The 16359-nt window shown below is 64.2% G+C and carries 16 protein-coding genes; 14 read left to right on the top strand and 2 right to left on the bottom strand.

Translation table 11 applies throughout. The annotated features are described in order from the left end of the window. Nucleotides 1-63: 63 nt before the first annotated feature. Nucleotides 64-2457 carry a transketolase gene (locus ACN0SO_RS00280; RefSeq protein WP_417674998.1) on the bottom strand — a complete coding sequence of 798 codons (2394 nt, stop codon included), beginning with the start codon at nt 2455-2457 and terminating at the stop codon, nt 64-66. A gap of 95 nt (nt 2458-2552) precedes the next feature. Between ACN0SO_RS00280 and ACN0SO_RS00275 the strand changes: the two genes are divergently transcribed. The 12 genes from ACN0SO_RS00275 (at nt 2553) to ACN0SO_RS00220 (ending at nt 14445) form a co-directional block, all read left to right on the top strand. After that, nucleotides 2553-2687: a hypothetical protein gene (locus tag ACN0SO_RS00275; protein WP_417673327.1), complete on the top strand. Its 135-nt coding sequence runs from the start codon at nt 2553-2555 to the stop codon at nt 2685-2687. 179 nt (nt 2688-2866) lie between these two features. Continuing rightward, nucleotides 2867-3700: a universal stress protein gene (locus ACN0SO_RS00270; RefSeq protein ID WP_417673325.1), complete on the top strand. Its 834-nt coding sequence runs from the start codon at nt 2867-2869 to the stop codon at nt 3698-3700. 67 nt (nt 3701-3767) lie between these two features. Further along, nucleotides 3768-6488, top strand: a complete 2721-nt coding sequence (locus ACN0SO_RS00265; protein ID WP_417673323.1) for a cation-transporting P-type ATPase — start codon at nt 3768-3770, stop codon at nt 6486-6488. A 162-nt stretch (nt 6489-6650) separates the two neighbouring features. Next, nucleotides 6651-7289 (top strand): response regulator, encoded by a 639-nt coding sequence (locus ACN0SO_RS00260; RefSeq protein WP_417673321.1) that lies wholly within the window; start codon nt 6651-6653, stop codon nt 7287-7289. Continuing rightward, nucleotides 7286-8611: an ATP-binding protein gene (locus ACN0SO_RS00255; RefSeq protein WP_417673319.1), complete on the top strand. Its 1326-nt coding sequence runs from the start codon at nt 7286-7288 to the stop codon at nt 8609-8611. The genes ACN0SO_RS00260 and ACN0SO_RS00255 overlap by 4 nt, the downstream gene beginning before the upstream one ends. 87 nt (nt 8612-8698) lie before the next feature. Then, complete coding sequence (locus ACN0SO_RS00250; RefSeq protein WP_417673317.1) at nt 8699-9649, top strand: AAA family ATPase; 951 nt, start codon at nt 8699-8701, stop codon at nt 9647-9649. Further along, nucleotides 9643-10485 carry a DUF58 domain-containing protein gene (locus ACN0SO_RS00245; RefSeq protein WP_417673315.1) on the top strand — a complete coding sequence of 281 codons (843 nt, stop codon included), beginning with the start codon at nt 9643-9645 and terminating at the stop codon, nt 10483-10485. Before ACN0SO_RS00250 ends, ACN0SO_RS00245 begins: the two co-directional genes overlap by 7 nt. After that, the gene (locus tag ACN0SO_RS00240; RefSeq protein ID WP_417673313.1) at nt 10472-10828 is read left to right on the top strand and encodes a hypothetical protein; all 357 of its coding nucleotides are present in this window, start codon (nt 10472-10474) and stop codon (nt 10826-10828) included. The genes ACN0SO_RS00245 and ACN0SO_RS00240 overlap by 14 nt, the downstream gene beginning before the upstream one ends. Then, a complete protein-coding gene (locus ACN0SO_RS00235; protein WP_417673311.1) occupies nt 10825-11766 on the top strand; it encodes a VWA domain-containing protein in 942 nt (313 codons plus the stop codon). The genes ACN0SO_RS00240 and ACN0SO_RS00235 overlap by 4 nt, the downstream gene beginning before the upstream one ends. Continuing rightward, nucleotides 11763-12656: a VWA domain-containing protein gene (locus ACN0SO_RS00230; RefSeq protein ID WP_417673309.1), complete on the top strand. Its 894-nt coding sequence runs from the start codon at nt 11763-11765 to the stop codon at nt 12654-12656. The genes ACN0SO_RS00235 and ACN0SO_RS00230 overlap by 4 nt, the downstream gene beginning before the upstream one ends. Beyond that, on the top strand, nt 12653-13270 hold the full coding sequence (locus ACN0SO_RS00225) for a hypothetical protein (protein WP_417673307.1): 618 nt from the start codon (nt 12653-12655) through the stop codon (nt 13268-13270). Before ACN0SO_RS00230 ends, ACN0SO_RS00225 begins: the two co-directional genes overlap by 4 nt. After that, a complete protein-coding gene (locus ACN0SO_RS00220; protein WP_417673305.1) occupies nt 13264-14445 on the top strand; it encodes a hypothetical protein in 1182 nt (393 codons plus the stop codon). The genes ACN0SO_RS00225 and ACN0SO_RS00220 overlap by 7 nt, the downstream gene beginning before the upstream one ends. 235 nt (nt 14446-14680) lie before the next feature. Here ACN0SO_RS00220 and ACN0SO_RS00215 read toward each other — a convergent pair whose 3' ends face one another. Next, complete coding sequence (locus ACN0SO_RS00215) at nt 14681-14893, bottom strand: hypothetical protein (protein WP_417673303.1); 213 nt, start codon at nt 14891-14893, stop codon at nt 14681-14683. A gap of 220 nt (nt 14894-15113) precedes the next feature. Between ACN0SO_RS00215 and ACN0SO_RS00210 the strand changes: the two genes are divergently transcribed. Both ACN0SO_RS00210 and ACN0SO_RS00205 read left to right on the top strand, forming a co-directional pair. After that, nucleotides 15114-15575, top strand: coding sequence for an Hsp20 family protein (locus ACN0SO_RS00210; RefSeq protein ID WP_417673301.1), 462 nt, complete (start codon nt 15114-15116; stop codon nt 15573-15575). A gap of 98 nt (nt 15576-15673) precedes the next feature. Continuing rightward, the gene (locus ACN0SO_RS00205; protein ID WP_417673299.1) at nt 15674-16183 is read left to right on the top strand and encodes an Hsp20/alpha crystallin family protein; all 510 of its coding nucleotides are present in this window, start codon (nt 15674-15676) and stop codon (nt 16181-16183) included. The last annotated feature ends 176 nt before the right edge of the window (nt 16184-16359 follow it).

Below are 16359 nucleotides of genomic sequence, written 5' to 3'. Positions count from 1 at the left end.
GACAGGCGTTCGTTTGTTTCGGTAATTCCCGCGCCGCGTTCCCGGTCGGTATCACGCCTGAATTCAGGAGTTCATCACCCCCATCGGATGAGACTTGATGGGTTTCCCGGCGGTGAGTTCGCTGATAGAGGCGGCAAGCGCGTGCCGGTCGATACCGAAATGGCGATACAGATCGCCGATCGTGCCTGTCTGGCCGAAATGTTCCACGCCATGCGGGATCGTCTTGTGTCCTGCGACCGACCCGAGCCAGGCAAGTGTGGCCGGATGGCCGTCGATGACGGTCACGATTGCGCAGTCGCGCGGCAGTGGATCGAGCAGCGTTTCGACATGGCTTTTCGCTTTGCTGTTGCCCCGGGCCCGCTCGCGCTGTGCAGCGGTCCAGCCCGCGTTCAGCCGGTCGGCCGAAGTGACCGCAAGCACGCCGATATCGCGGCGCGCTTCACCGACCTGTCCGGCAGCAGCGATCGCCTCGTCGGCGACGGCGCCCTGGTAGGCAATCACGACCGAACAGTTCGGCCCGGGCGGTCGAAGCCAATAGGCGCCGTCTATGGCCCCCTGCCGGAAGGCGTCGTCGCGCCGCTTGCCGGGTTGCTCCAGCGGTTTAGTGGTCAGGCGGAGATAAACAGAGCCGCCGGTCTCGTCTCGAAGCCATGTGCGCTCATCCGGATCACCCTCGCCGTCGCGCTGGATGTAGTCGAAGGTCCATTCCATGATCACGGCGAGCTCATCTGCGAAGGCGGGCTCGAACGCGGCAAGACCATCCTGCGACATGCCAATCAGGGGGCTGCCGATTGACTGGTGGGCGCCGCCCTCGGGAGCCAAAGTCACGCCTGACGGCGTTCCGACGATCAGGAAGCGCGCATCCTGGTAGCAGGCGTAGTTCAAGGCATCGAGACCGCGCGCCACGAAGGGGTCGTAGACAGTGCCGATCGGAACGATCCGTTTTCCGAACAGCGAGTGGCTCAGCCCCGCGGCGCCAAGCAGAAGGAAGAGGTTCATCTCGGCAATGCCGAGTTCGATGTGCTGGCCTTGCGGCGTGAATTCCCATTTCGCGGTGGACGGAATGCGGTGCTCGATGAAGGCGTCCGACATTTCCCGGCGAGCGAACAGTTTGCGGCGATTGACCCAGGGGCCAAGATTGGTGGTGCCGGTCACGTCGGGCGAGGTTGTCATGATCCGTTCGGCAAAGGTACTGCCTCCCTTGGCGACGTCGTCAAGGATCTTTCCGAATGCGGCCTGGGTCGAGATCTCGCGCGTCGTGTCCAGTTCGATGGCCGGAACCGCAAGCCGGTCGTCGCGGAGCCGCCGATGGCTTTTGGCGAAGAACGGTACCGTCTTGAGGAAATTTCTGAGCGCGGCGGGATCCCCGACCCCCGCGAAGCGCTCCCACTCCTCTCCCTCGGGAACGCCCATCCGCTTTTGCCAGTCCGCGAACTGTTTGGCGGTCATGAGGCCGCCATGATTGTCCTTGTGGCCGGCAATCGGCGTTCCCCACCCCTTGATGGTGTAGGCCAGGAAGCAGGTCGGACGGTCGTGGTCTATGGACGTGAAGGCATTGGCCATTGTCTCCACGCAATTGCCGCCGAGGTTTTCCATCAACTCGGCGAGTTCTGCGTCGCTACGGCTATCAATGAGCGCAGACACTTCACCCTGATCGCCCAGATCCTCCATCAACCGCTGTCGCCAGACCGCTCCGCCCATGTAAGTCAACGCGGAATATTCCTGGTTCGGACACCGATCGATCCAGGTCCGGAGGCGGTCGCCGCCGGGCTCCTCGAAGGCGGCGCGCTGAAGCGCACCGTATTTCACCCGGATGACATCCCAGCCGAAGGCGTCGAACACCTTTTCCATGCGCTCGAACAGGCCTTCGCGGACGATGCCGTCCAGGGATTGTCTGTTGTAGTCGATGATCCACCAGCAATTGCGAAGGTCGTTCTTCCACCCCTCCTGGAGCACCTCGTAGACGTTGCCCTCGTCCAGTTCGGCATCCCCCAGCAGCGCGATCATCCGGCCCGGTACGATCTCCGCGCCCCAACTCTTTGCGCTGATGAAATCCTGGACGATAGATGCGAGCGGGGTGATGCCGACGCCAAGACCGACCGAACCGGTCGAGAAATCCACGTCATCGATATCCTTCGTCCGGCTCGGGTAGCTTTGCGCCCCACCGTAACCCCTGAAGTTTTCGAGTTTCTCGCGCGTCTGCCGGCCCATCATGTACTGGATCGCATGGAATACCGGCGCGGCATGGGGCTTGACCGCCACCCGGTCCTCGGGTCGAAGCGCGGAAAAATACAACGCTGTCATGATCGACACCATCGAGGCCGAGCTGGCCTGATGGCCGCCGACCTTGATGCCATCGACCTTGGGACGGATATGGTTGGCGTTGTGGATCATCCAATGCGACAGCCACAGAAGGCGGCGCTCCAGGATCTTCAGATTTTGCGCATCGACAGGCATGAAGGTTTCCGGTTCGCATTCGTGTGTTGAGGGACGTCCCGCCATTTTCAGCCTTCTCTGTAATAGTAGCTGCGGTAGCGACTATGGCGCAGGAGATGCCCGCTGTGACAGCCGAAGAGCGCATACGCACCTGCGACCTGATTGCGCTCGCCGTTCCCCTGTGCAAATACAGCGCGCTTCGCCCCGGTTTTCTGGCTGACCGGCCGGGCAGGCCTACCCAGCTCGATTGATTTGACGCATTGGTTCCACGGAATTCGCCTTCAAAAGCCGATCGCTTCATATTTCATTTGACTTTCGCCTGCATATTTCCATTTGGCAAATCGCTCAGCTGCGTGCTTGAACCAGATCAAGGTGGCCCGATATTAGGTATGTTGAGCTGAAATTCGAAATCAACAGCCGGAGGTGGATAATGGGTTACGAGGATATCCTGGTGAATGTTCCGTTGGTCGGAAACAGCCATCAGGTTGATTTGGCACTCAACATTGCCAAGAAGTTTAACGCCCACGCAACCGGCATCTGCGTCTTGCCGGAGGCTGCAATCCTGCGGGATGCAGTTCAAAGCCCGTTCATTCTCATGAACGAGGAAGAAGCCTCGGAAACGATCCGGCGCGAATACGAAAAAGTGGCCGATCTCGAAAAACAATTCAGCGCCGCCGCCGAGCAGGCCGGCGTTTCCCATAACTGGCGGTCAGGAGAAGGCGATCCCGCGGAAGTGCTGCTTCTCGCCACCCGCCTGCATGACCTGGTCATCGTCGGGCAATCCGGGAACGAACAAGATCTGTTGTGGGGTGCGGCAACGCAACTGGCGCTGTCCGGCACCCCTACACTGATCCTGCCTGCCGGGTGGTCCCGCACCGAGTTGCCGCAACGCGTTCTCCTGGCCTGGAACGGTAGCGCGCAGGCTGCGGCCGCGGCGCGCAATGCGTTGCCGCTGCTGAAGACGGCCTCCACCGTAACTCTCCTGATCGGGCAGAACCGCGAAGCGCCGCCGGAACGGGCGCGGCTCACTCCCGTCAGCATCGAAAAATACCTGTCCAGACACGGCGTGAATGTCGAGATCGCCGATCTGGCGGGACGGGATTCGGATGCCGGAGCCGGAATCTTGGGGTATACGGAGACCTTGAAGCCGGACATGATCGTGATGGGCGCCTATGGACGGTCACGATTCAGGGAATGGGTGCTTGGCGGTGCGACCAGGCAAGTTCTCGAAGATATGAAGGTCCCCGTCTTCATGGCGCATTAGCAGCTGTGACCAGTCTCCAGCTCAGCCAGCAAGGCCGCTTCAAGCGGAAACCGACACGTGTGCAAGGATGACCGGACCCGTAGCCAACGCCCATTCGTCCGAGATAGAAGCGTGTCTGGAGGCATCCGGCACGACAGCAGGGGGACTGTCCTCCCCCGAGGCGGCCGTACGGTTTGAGACGCACGGCCCGAACCGGTTGCCCGAACCGCCCGGACGCAATTCGGTTCTGCGGTTCCTGAGCCATTTCCACGACATCCTGATCTACGTGCTGCTCGGCTCCGCCGTGATCACGGCGGCCATGCAGCACTACGTCGACACGGCCGTCATTCTGGCCGTGGTGATCGCCAACGCGGTGATCGGCTTCATCCAGGAAGGCCGTGCCGAAAAGGCGATGGACTCCATCCGCAAGATGCTGGCGCCTCAAGCCGCCGTGCTGCGCGACGGCGAGCGTCACAGCATCGGCGGCGACAGGCTGGTTCCCGGCGATATCGTCCTCCTGGAGGCGGGCGACAAGGTTCCCGCCGACCTGCGGCTGATCCGGACCTCCGGACTGAATATCCAGGAAGCGATCCTGACGGGCGAATCCGTGCCGGCGGAAAAATCCACGGCGCCGGTGGCAAGCGATGCCGCGCTCGGCGATCGCTCCTGCATGGCCTACAGCGGCACGATGGTGACCAGCGGACAAGGACGGGGTCTGGTCGTCGCGACAGGTGCGACGACCGAGATCGGTCGGATCAGCGGTCTTCTGGCCGATGTCGAAGTGCTGACGACACCACTCGTGCGCCAGATGAACGTCTTCGCCAAATGGCTCACCTTGCTGATCCTGCTGATTGCCGCGATCCTGCTGGTCTTCGGCTATTTCGTCGAGCATCACGATTTCACCGAGATGTTCATGGCGGTGGTCGGGCTCTCCGTTGCCGCGATCCCCGAGGGGCTTCCCGCCGTCCTGACGATCACGCTGGCCGTCGGCGTTCAGGCGATGGCGCGGCGCAACGCCATCGTGCGCCGACTTCCGGCGATCGAGACACTCGGCTCGGTGTCGGTGATCTGCACCGACAAGACCGGCACGCTGACGCGCAACGAGATGATGGTGGCCTCGGTCGCGCTGTCCGGCCACCGGTTTTCCTTTGCCGGCGACGGCTACGAACCGGACGGGGCGATCTATCTCGCCGAAACCCGCGTGAACGGGCTGGACCATCTCCATCTGGCCGAACTGGCCCGCGCGGCGGCCTCCTGCAACGATGCCTCGCTGCATCGCCGCGAAGGTTTCTGGGCGGTGGAAGGCGACCCGATGGAAGGCGCGCTGCTGGCGTTTTCCGGAAAGGTGGGTGTCGATGTCAGCAAGGAGCTATCGGCGCGCACGCGCACGGACGAGATCCCCTTCGATTCCCGCCACAAGTTCATGGCGACGCTTCATCACGACCATGCCACCCACGCCGATATCTTCGTCAAGGGCGCGCCGGAACAGGTTCTGGCAATGTGCGCGCTGCAGCGCGCCCCTTCAGGCGAAAGCGAGCCGCTTGACGAAGCCTACTGGATGAGCTGCGCCGAGGACATGGCCGCCCAAGGCCAGCGCGTGCTGGCAATCGCCACCCGGGAAGTCGGCCATGCGCAAACCAGGCTCAGCTTCGCCGATGTCGAAGGCGGCCTCGTGCTTGTCGGCCTCGTCGGGCTGATCGATCCGCCGCGCCCGGAAGCGATCGAGGCGATCGCCGAATGCCGCAAGGCGGGGATCCGGGTGAAGATGATCACCGGCGACCATGCGGGAACGGCCGTGGCGATCGGCCGGCAGATCGGTCTGGAAAATCCCGACAGAGTGCTGACCGGCAGAGACCTGGACACTATGGACGATACGGCGCTGGCCGCCGCCGTCGGCGACGTGGACATCTTCGCCCGCACCAATCCGGAGCACAAGCTGCGCCTCGTCATGGCCCTGCAATCGCAGGGCATCACCGCGGCGATGACCGGCGACGGGGTCAATGACGCACCGGCCCTAAAACGAGCCGACGCCGGCATTGCGATGGGCCGCAAGGGCAGCGAAGCAGCCAAGGAGGCCGCGGAACTGGTGCTCGCGGACGACAATTTCGCCTCCATCGTCGCCGCCGTCCGCGAGGGACGAACGGTTTACGACAACATCAAGAAGGTCATCAGCTGGACCCTGCCGACCAATGCCGGCGAGGCCATGACGATCATCGTCGCCCTGTTGTTCGGTCTGACGCTACCGGTCACGCCGATCCAGATCCTGTGGGTCAACCTCATCACCGCAGTCACCCTGGGCATTGCGCTTGCCTTCGAGCCGACCGAAGACAACACCATGCGGCGGCCGCCGCGCCCGCGAAACGAGGCCCTGCTGACCGGAGGGCTCGTGTGGCACATCGTGCTGGTTTCGCTGCTGTTTCTCGGCGGCGTGTTCGGCATCTACGCCTATGCGATCGATCGTGGCTACTCTCTTGAGCTGGCCCGGACGATGGCGGTCAATACGCTGGTGGTGATGGAGATCTTCCACCTGTTCTTCATCCGCAACATCTACGGGACATCGCTCACCTGGAAGGCCGTCCGCGCCACCCCCGTCATCTGGGCCACGGTGCTCACGGTGACGATCGCCCAATTCGCAATTACCTACCTTCCACCGCTGCAGCGCATCTTCGCAACGGAGGGCGTGCCGCTGTTCGACGGCCTGCTGATCGTCGCAATCGGCGTGACGTTGTTTGCGATCATCGAGATCGAGAAACAATTGCGCCTCAGCATGAAGGGCCTGGCATTCCGGAGGCCTGCCAACAAGCGTTAGAGTGTAGCCTGCTTGATCGTCGTATATCCGGAACTCCCGGGTTTGACCCGGATTTGAGGTCTTTAAGCGATCGCCATTCGCTTTTTCGGCAAAGCAATCCCGAACAATTCTACCCCATAAGGATGCATTGAGCGGCCCGCTTGGGAAGCGGTAAGATGAGCCATGGAAACGATCCGTATTCTTATGGTCGACGACCACCCGATCGTGCGGGAGGGGTATCTTCGTTTGCTCGAACGGCAGCCGGAACTTTCGGTGGTCGCCGAGGCAAGTAGCGGAGAGGCGGCGCTGGCCGCTTTTGCCACCCATACACCCGACATCGTTCTGATGGATCTGTCCATGCCCGGAGCCGGCGGACTGGCCGCGGTCGAGGCCATTCTGGCGCGCGATCCGCACGCCCGCATCATCGTGGTGTCGATGCATCAGGGCGCGATCTTTGCGCAAAAAGCCATGGCTGCCGGTGCGCGCGGGTTCGTCTCCAAGAGCAGTCCGCCGGAAGAACTGGTCAGCGCCATCGCAAAAGTCATGTCCGGGCGCAAGGCACTCTCGACCGACATGGCGCAGGAAGTCGCCCAGACGTCGCTCGGGCGAGACGACATCGCGGCGCTGACCCGACGCGAACTTGAAATCCTGCAGCTTCTGGCAAGGGGCATGAGCGGGAGGACAATCGCAAAGAACCTCGGGCTCTCGGCCAAGACGATCCAGAACAACCTGTCCCAGGTCCGGGCCAAGCTCGACGCCACCGGCGATGCCGACCTTGTGCTGAAGGCGCAGCGCGCCGGCCTGACGCCTTCCGGACAATGAGCGGGCTCTTGCCTCAACTGGTGCTGCGCGTGCTCGCGGCAGGGCTGGTAACCGTCCTGCTCGGGTCCGCATGGGTGCTGTGGGCAACAACGGATGCCGCGCGCGAGGATGCGCGTATCACCGCCGAGCGTGTCGCCCAGGCAATCGCGGCGCGTCCGGACTTCATGGGCCTTGCCTTTGGCGGCGTGGCGCCGGTGCCGGCCTTCCTCGACTGGCAGGCATTTCCGCGGTGGACCCTGATCGCGCCCGGCATCTGTGTCGAGTTCGGTGCGGACGAACGGCCCGACCATCGCCGCTGCGGTTCCTATGTTGCGGCCGATACGCCCCCGCCGAAGTGGTTCAGCGAACTCGCGGAAACCATCGGACTGGTTCCGGACCCGATCACACGGCCGGTGCGGACGCGCTACGTGACCAATGCCCGCGTCACCGCCTTTGCCGATCCGAAAGTCATCATCGCCCGCGCCTGGGACCGCACCGGCGATCTGATGCGACTGGCCCTCGGCATGGCGATCGGCGGTGCCCTTCTGACCGGTCTTCTGGTCGCCCGGCTGCTGTCGCCCTTCGGCACAATCCTGCGCGGGATCGAAAGGCTTCAAAGCGGCGATTTTTCCACGCGTCAGCCACGCCAGCGGGTCGCCGAATTCGATCGGCTGAGCCTTGCGCTCAACGAGACGGCAAGCGCCCTTGAAGAAGCCCGCGAGACCCGGACCGAATTGACCCGGCGGCTGTTCACGGTTCAGGAAAGCGAACGCCGGGCCCTGGCGCGCGAGCTGCACGACGAATTCGGCCAATGCCTGACTGCGACCCGTGCCCTGGGCACGGCCGTTGCGCAATCGGGAGAAACCACGGCGCGGGACGGGGCGCGGATCGCCGAAATTTCCGGCCAGATGATGCAGAGCCTGCGCGGCGAACTTTCCCGCCTGCGCCCGCCGGACCTCGACGAACTCGGACTTGAGGCAGCGTTGCAGCGTCTCGTTGCCGGATGGCGCGGCCGGTTGTCGAATGTGCGCTTTGTCCTGGACCTTGAAGGCGATCTAGACGCGATCCCCGACGATCTGGCCCTCAGTCTTTATCGCATCACCCAGGAATGCCTGACCAATGCGATCCGCCACGGGTCGCCCGGAACCGTGACCGTCAGGCTGGAGGCTGCCGGAAAAATTGCCCTCACCGTCTCGGACGACGGCGGCATGCGCGAATCCGCACCCGCAGGCGACGGCTACGGTCTGCTCGGCATTCGCGAGCGCGTCAATGCGCTGGGAGGAAGCTTCACGCTGGAGCCTGCTGAAAACGGTATGCTTGCCAGCGTGGAATTGACACCCTGATCCGGGAAATCTTCCCGGTTTCTACGGGAAGACGTCTCTGGCGCGGCGACGCCACCTGGCCCATCCTTCCTGAAGAGGAGGAAGCTTATGGATGATCTCAGTCATCCGATCACCCGTCTGGAGTCGCAAGTCTCAGCCGGGTTGATCGGGCATCAGGACATGATCGAGCGCCTGCTGATCGCCTTGCTGGTCGGCGGTCATGTGCTGATCGAAGGCCCGCCCGGCGTCGCCAAGACCCGCACGGTCAAGCTTCTGGCGGCTCAATTGCCCGGCAGCCACGGCCGCATCCAGTGTACGCCGGATCTTTTGCCCGCCGACCTGACCGGAACGCAGGTCTACCATCCGGAAACCGGGAGTTTCGACTTCAATCCGGGCCCCCTGTTTCACTCCTTGGTGCTGGTCGACGAGATCAACCGCGCACCACCCAAGGTACAATCGGCCCTGCTGGAGGCCATGGCCGAGCGCCAGGTGACGACGTCGGGCGTGACCCGCCCTCTGCCCGATCCCTTCATGGTCGTGGCTACGCAAAATCCGATCGAACACGAGGGGACCTTCCCCCTGCCCGAGGCGCAGATGGACCGGTTTCTCCTGCATCTGTCGCTCGGAATGCCGGAAGCGGAACAGGAACGCGCGATCCTGGACCTTGTGGAGGCGGAGGACATTGCCGAACAGATCTCCCCTGCCCGGCCGATGTCCGGCGAGGAGCTCCACACCGCGAAAGCGGAGGTCGCCCGGGTGCATCTCGCTCCGGCGCTGAAGGATTTCATCGTGCGTCTGGTCATGGCATCACGCTCCGGCGGCGCCGTTGCCGAGTGGGTCGAGCACCCGGTCTCGCCACGCGGCACGCTGGCCCTGGCCGCATCCGTAAGGGCGCGGGCCTGGCTGAAGGGCCGCGACTACGGCCTGCCGGAGGATGCGCAGATGCTTGCCCCCGACGTGCTCGCCCACCGGCTGATCCCGAGCTGGGCTGCCGTCAGCGAAGGGCGCACCGGCCGCAGTCTCGTTGCCGACGTGTTGCGCATGGTCGAACCATGGTGAGCGCCGCCCTCGACCATCCCGGCATCCGGCTCACGGCACAGGAACTGCTGGCCCTGCGCGACAGCCAACATCCGGCGAACGGGCACCGCCCGGCAACACGCAGGCCCGGCGCGGTTCCGGCAAGACTTCCGGGGGCCGGCATGGATCTTCGCGAAATCCGAGCCTTTGCGGAAGGCGACGATACCCGGCGGATCGACCCGGCCGCGACGGCGCGAACCGGACTGCCGCATGTTCGCAGCTTCCATGAGGACCGGGACGACACCACACTGCTGATCGCCGACTTCAGACCGGCAATGCTCTGGGGAACGGGACCTGCCCTGCGCTCGGTCCGGGCCGCCAGGTGTCTCGCAAGGCAGGGCTGGGATGCGGTTGCGCGCGGCGCCTCCGTTGCCGGGATGACCATCACCTCCGCCGGCCTTTCGGTGCTTCCCGCCCGCACCGGCGTACAGCAGTTGAGCGCAATCGCGCAGATGTTCGCCCACGAGCACGACCGGGCACTGGAGCAACCGGACAGCGGCCCGTCGTCCCTTGCAACGGCTCTGGTCCGTGCTGCAAGGCTCGCTCCCGCCGGCGCCCAGGTCTGGCTGGCGACCGATACCCAAGGTGTTGCGTCCGAGGATGAACCCGCCCTTGGCCGTCTGGCGCGCAGACGCCGGGTGACGTTGCTTTGTCCTCTTGATCCGATCGAAGAGGCCCCACCCTCAAGGGCGCTCCCGATCCGCTCCGGCACGTCCAGCCGTCTGGCGCGGCTGCGGCCCTTCGATCCCGCGCCTCTGAATGCGCGGATGCGGGCCTTGAATGTTTCTTTTGAGGTCGTCAGCGATGACCCGAGCTGATCTGATTGCCGCCTTGCCGGACGGCCGTCTGCCGCCGGAGCTGACGGCACTCGGTGCCACCGATCTGCTTTTGCTGTTCGGAGTGGGGCTCGTGCTTTCAGCCCTACTGTCCGCGCTGGCCGCGCCGTTTCTGGCACGCCGCCCCTCGCGCAGGGCCCTGATCCGGGCGACCCGCTCCCTACCGCCCGAGGAGCGCCTGCTCGCGATTGCCCGTATTCTCGGACATTTGCCGAAAAGGCTACGGCCCGCCGCCTATGGACGCGAGGCGCCGCCGCCCAGCGAAACCATCGAGCGCATTGCGCTGAATGCAAAGGCGCCGAAAACCGGGAAAGCGGATCGATGAGCCTTGCCTTTCCCTTCGCACTTCTGCTTCTGCCGCTGCCCTTCCTGGTTCATAGGTACCTGACACGGGCCGGAGCCGTCCGGGCCGCATTACAGGTGCCCGGAAGCCTCTTCGACACGGCCGCCCCCGCTGCGGACCGGGGCGATCGGACCGGCAAAGCCTTGCTGGTCCTGGCCTGGATCGCCCTGGTCGTGGCGCTCTCGGGCCCGCGCCTGTCGCAGACAACCGATCTTCTGCCGTTTTCCGGCCGGGAAATCATCCTGGCGCTCGATCTGTCGGGCAGCATGGTCAAGGAGGATTTCGTTCTGGACGGCAAGCCGCTGTCGCGGCTCGACGCGGTCAAGCGGGTTGCCTCTGCCTTCGTCGCGGCCCGCCGGGGAGACCGGATCGGCCTCGTGGTCTTTGGCGAACGTCCCTATGTCGCCCAACCGCCGACCTTCGACGTCGCCTCGGTCGCCCATTCCATCGAAACGGCGCAGATCGGCATCTCGGGCCGGGGAACGGCGATTGCGGACGGTCTTGGCCTGGCTGTCAGAAGACTGGAAAAGAGCAAGGCGGCCACCCGGATCATCGTGCTCCTGTCGGACGGCGTCGACACGTCGGGCAAGGTGCGCGCCGACGATGTCGCGCGGCTGGCGGCGCGCCACGGCATCAAGGTGCATACCATCGCGCTCGGCCCGGAAGATCTCGAAACCCAGCCCCGCGCCCGGGATGCGGTCGATGCGGCTGCCCTGAAAGCCATAGCCGAAATCGGCGGCGGCACCGGCTTCCGCGTTCGCACCATGGCCGATCTGCAGTCCATGGCCGCCACCCTGGACCGGCTGGAACCGAGCCCCATGCGCCGCCCACCCTTGCACTATTGGCGTCCGCTCTGGATCTGGCCCGGCGGGGCGGCCTTCGCCCTTCTCGTCGTGATTGCCTTAAGGAGGCAGGCATGAGCGAGTTTGCCTTGCTGCGTCCGTGGTGGCTGGCGGCGGTACCGCTGCTTGCCGCGCTTGCGCTGTGGACATGGCGGCGCGGGCCGGACGCGGGCGGCTGGGAGCAGATCATGCCGGCGCCGATGCTGCTGGCGATGCGCCGGTTCGGCCATTTGAGCGGTGACACCGGCCGCGTCGGGCTGTTCCCCTTCCTGGCAGCCGGGCTGCTAGCGCTCGGCCTTGCCGGTCCGGCCGTACCGCGCACGGATGCACCCGTTCTCGCCGGAAGCGGCGCGATCCTGATTGCCATCGACATGTCACCCTCCGTCGCCACGAGCCCGGCGCTGGCCGACGCCCAGGCCGCCGCCGCGCAGATCCTGCGTGCCGCCAACGGGCGGGCCGTCGGGCTGATCCTTTACGCGGGCGACGCCTATGACGTTGCCGCCCCGACCGAAGACCCTGCGACACTGGAAACCCAGATCGCCGTGCTCGGCCCCGACACCATGCCGGGAAAAGGCAGCCGCCCCGCCGCCGCGCTCGCGCTTGCCCGGCAAAGGCTGTCGGAGGTTCCCGACGCCGATCTGGTGCTGATCTCGGACGGCGGCGGGATCGATGCGACCGCGGCCGCCGAAGCCGAACGCCTGACAGGCACGGGCGCCCGGCTGCTGCTGCTGACCCTTTCTGGATCTGCGAACGGCCCCGCCGATCCGGAGGGCGCCTTTGCAAGGCTTGCCGGGATCTCCGCATCGGCCCCGGCCCGCGCGCCCGGGCCGGTGCTGCGCCGGATCTCGGCAAACGGGTCTTTCCGACGGGATCGGGCAACGACCGCTCTGCGTTTTCGCGATCTCGGGCCTTACCTCGCCGCCCTGGCGCTGCTTCCCCTGCTCGGCCTGTTCCGGAGGCCGGAATGAAGCGCGCCGCATTCGTTTTTCTGGCCGGGCTCGCCTGTATCGTTCTTGCTGGTCCGGCAGCCTGGGGCCGGCTCGCTCTCTGGACCGGGATGCCGGGCTCCGCAGCAGCACTCATGAGCGACCCGGCCGCGCGGGGCCTCGCGCTTTACCGGGCCGGCGCCTATGACGCCGCCGACGCGTCTTTTGCCCAAGCGGGACGCGGCCAGACCTTCAACCGCGCCCTGACGCTGGCGGCAACCGACAATTATGCCCTTTCGGTCGCCTATTTCGACGCCGTCCTGTTCGCCAATCCGGCCGATGCGGAAGCCCGCCGCCTGCGCGCCCTGGTCGACACGATGGTTTCGAAAACGCGCGGCGACAGTGTCGCGCCGGGTCGCCTGCCGGGGCATGGCGGCCTCGTCGGCGGGAAGGAGAAAAGCCCCTGGGGCTGGCCCGACACGCCCGACCCCGAAAGGCAGCGCAAGGTAACGGCACGGGGCTTTGCAGCCTCCGAGGAATGGCTCGACACGATCTCGGACGATCCGGGCGAGTTCCTGCGGCTGCGCCTTGCCAAGGAATATGAACGCCGGGCAGGTCTCGGCCTGATACGACCCGATGAGGGCGACCCATGGTGATCCGTCTCGCGCTCCTCCTGATCCTGATCGCCGGCGGCGCCCGCGCCGAAAGCCTGCGCCTCCTGATCCCCGGCGCACATCCCGTCGTCGGGGAAATGATCCCGATCACCATCCGAGGCGAATACAGCCGCCGGATCACACTGGAAACACTCACCTTTCCCGATTCCGGCGACTACGACTGGATGCAGCTTGCCCGCGACAGCTGGCGAGACGAACGGGTGGACGGCCGTTCGGTCAAGGTCCTCGAACGCCGGATCGCGCTTTTCCCCCGCCATGCCGGGCCGCTGACGGTCGGACCGCTCATCCATCACCTCACGGTGGTGGGCCAATCGGGGGGCCGCGAGGCATTGGATGTCCGGGCGGACCCGCTCACGATCCAGGTGGCGCCCTTTCCTGCGAAAAGCCCGCCGCTTTCCGCCAGCGCGCTTACCGTAGAGGACGTGCTTTCGACCTCTCCCGGCAAGCTGCGCGACGGCGAAACCCTCATCCGCAGGGTGACGCTTCGTGCCGACGACACGCTGCCGCATCTCCTGCCGCCGCGCCCGGCGATCCGGGCGCCCTGGCTGATCAGCTTCACCGCACCGGAAGTCCGCAAGGTCAAGCCGACACCGAACGGCCCGGAGACGACCGTCATCTGGGAATGGCACCTGCGGCCGAAAACAGGCGAACCAGGCGTGTTGCCGCCGATCGAGATTCCCTGGTTCGATACCGAAGCACGGCAAATGCAAACAGCTGAAATCCCGGCCATTCCGTTCGGCTATGCCAGTTTCACGGCAAACCGTACCGGCACCGACCGGCTTCCCCCGCATCAGGTCGCAATGGCCTGCGGATTGTTGGCTGCAGGTCTTTTGACCGGCCTCGTTCTCGCCTTTGCGGGGCTCTCCCGGCGCAAGGGGATGCACGTTCTCACGGTTCTGAAACGGTGCTCTCCCTTCGACCCCACTCGAAAAGCACTGAAGGCGGCGGCGGAGAACAAGGATCCGCTCGCGCTCCGGGCAGCCGTCGAACGCTATCTGGCAAGACGCCGGGCACTCGGCCTGCCGGAGCTGGACGGGGCTACAAGGGATCTGGACCGCGAGATCTTTGCAGAGCGGTCAGACCCGTCCGGCTTCGATCCGGACCGCTTCCGGCGGGAGCTGTTGCGCCGGAAAAACAAAGTACGGGGATCAGGATAAGGCGTGGCCGAACCGTTCCCTTCGCGGCAGTCGATCCAGATTAAACTACAAGATTTTTCGAATTCCGGTCGTGCGAACCGGAAAGCTCGATACGCGCCTTATGCATGACCCAACATCGCCCGGCTGACCGGTCAGGGCTTCACCCGGTAGCCGGGAACACATTCATCCGACGAAAGCCAGCCCGGAAGACGCCCGTCCAGCGGAGAATGAAGCCGTTGCCGAGCGTCCGGGTTTATCAGAACTCCTCGTCGTCAGGTTCCAGGATCTCCATCAGCGTCGCGACGTTTGATCCGGGCAATGGCCTGCCGCTGTTCATCAGGGCTTCTTCGCCGTTCAACCACATCCATGCTTCCCGGAGTTCCTCGGCCGATGCGCCCGTCGCATTGAGTTCAGCCATCAATGCGTTATCGGCGGGGCCAATAATGGAAACGATTTCATCGCGTGTCATTGGCTTTGCCATCGTTTTACCTCCGCAGTTACTACGCACTCCTATTCGCATCGATTGCGCACAATCGTCTCATTCGAACATGGGTGCATTCCCCTCTTGAAACAAGGAAACCGGCTTCCCAGATTCTCGGCTGTCGGTTGCCTACACCGGAACCGACCTGCCCAGACCAAGGGTCTGCGGCCAGTCTTGTATCCATGTTGCTCAAACGGAGGATATGGCTATGAGCACAACAATCGACTTCTCCCCACTGTTCAGGTCGAGCATCGGCTTCGACCGGATGCTGAACGCGCTTGAAACGGCGAGCCGGATCGAGGCGTTCGACAATTGGCCTCCCTACGACATCGCGAAAACCGGCGAGGACGACTACCGGCTCACACTCGCGGTTGCCGGTTTCGGAATGGACGAACTGACGATTACGCAGGAGCGGAACATGCTTCTGATTGCCGGCCATAAAGACGGCCAGGATCAAGCAGAGTATCTGCACCGCGGAATCGCAAGCCGTGCATTCCAGCGCCGTTTCGACCTCGCCGATCATATGCGTGTCGAAAAGGCGAACCTCGCCGACGGTCTGCTGACCATCGATCTCAAGCGCGAGCTTCCGGAAGAGATGCGACCGCGCCGGATCGAGATCGCAACCGGCGAGGCGCTGCCCAAGGTCGAGACCGGAAAGCAGGCAGCCTGAACGGTCCTCCTCTTTGCGCATTTCGCGAACGGCGTCGGGCACCGCCCGGCGCCGACGGAAAAGGACTGCCAATCGGACAAATGGAAAGGAGAGAAACAATGAGTGTTGGAGATCTCATTCCCTGGAGACGAAACAACAGCGAACAGCTTCCGAGCGTGTTCCGCGATGGCGAACGTGATCCGTTCCTGTCACTGCATCGCGAAATGAACCGGCTGTTCGACGATGTCTTCCGCGGCTTCGGTTCGAGCCTGCCATCCCCTGATGGCCTCTCTGCTTTCACCAGCCGCTGGCCGAGTATCGAAATCTCGGACGGAGATAAAGAGATCAAGGTAACGGCCGAAGTGCCCGGCCTTGAGGAAAAGGATATCGAAGTCCTGCTCAAGGACGGCGCGCTGACGTTGAAAGGCGAGAAACGCTCTGAAACGGAGGATGAAGACAATCAATTCTCCGAGCGTTTCTATGGCCGTTTCGAGCGCCGGATTCCTCTGGGCTACGAGGTCAAGGAAGACCAGGTCGATGCGCGCTTCAAAAACGGTCTGCTGACCGTGACCCTGCCCAAAAGCGAGAAGGCACAGTCGCAGGTCAAGCGGATCGCCATCAAACACTGATCGTTCCGAAACCGGACCCGATGGCGGACTTCGTCCGCCATCGGGCCATCCTTCGCCGATTTCGCGACGGAAGAGAAAAGGAAACCAGGGCGCAATTCACACAAGTTGCGGCTTCGGCGCATCTTTTGGCGCTACAATGCAATGACAACCGTCCCCTGCCGTTGCCAAGGGGCTTC

It is taken from the genome of Roseibium sp. (assembly GCF_048260565.1).
Taxonomy (GTDB): Bacteria; Pseudomonadota; Alphaproteobacteria; order Rhizobiales; family Stappiaceae; genus Roseibium.
Note: the sequence above shows the minus strand (reverse complement) of the source record. Positions and strands in the feature narration are given on the sequence as shown.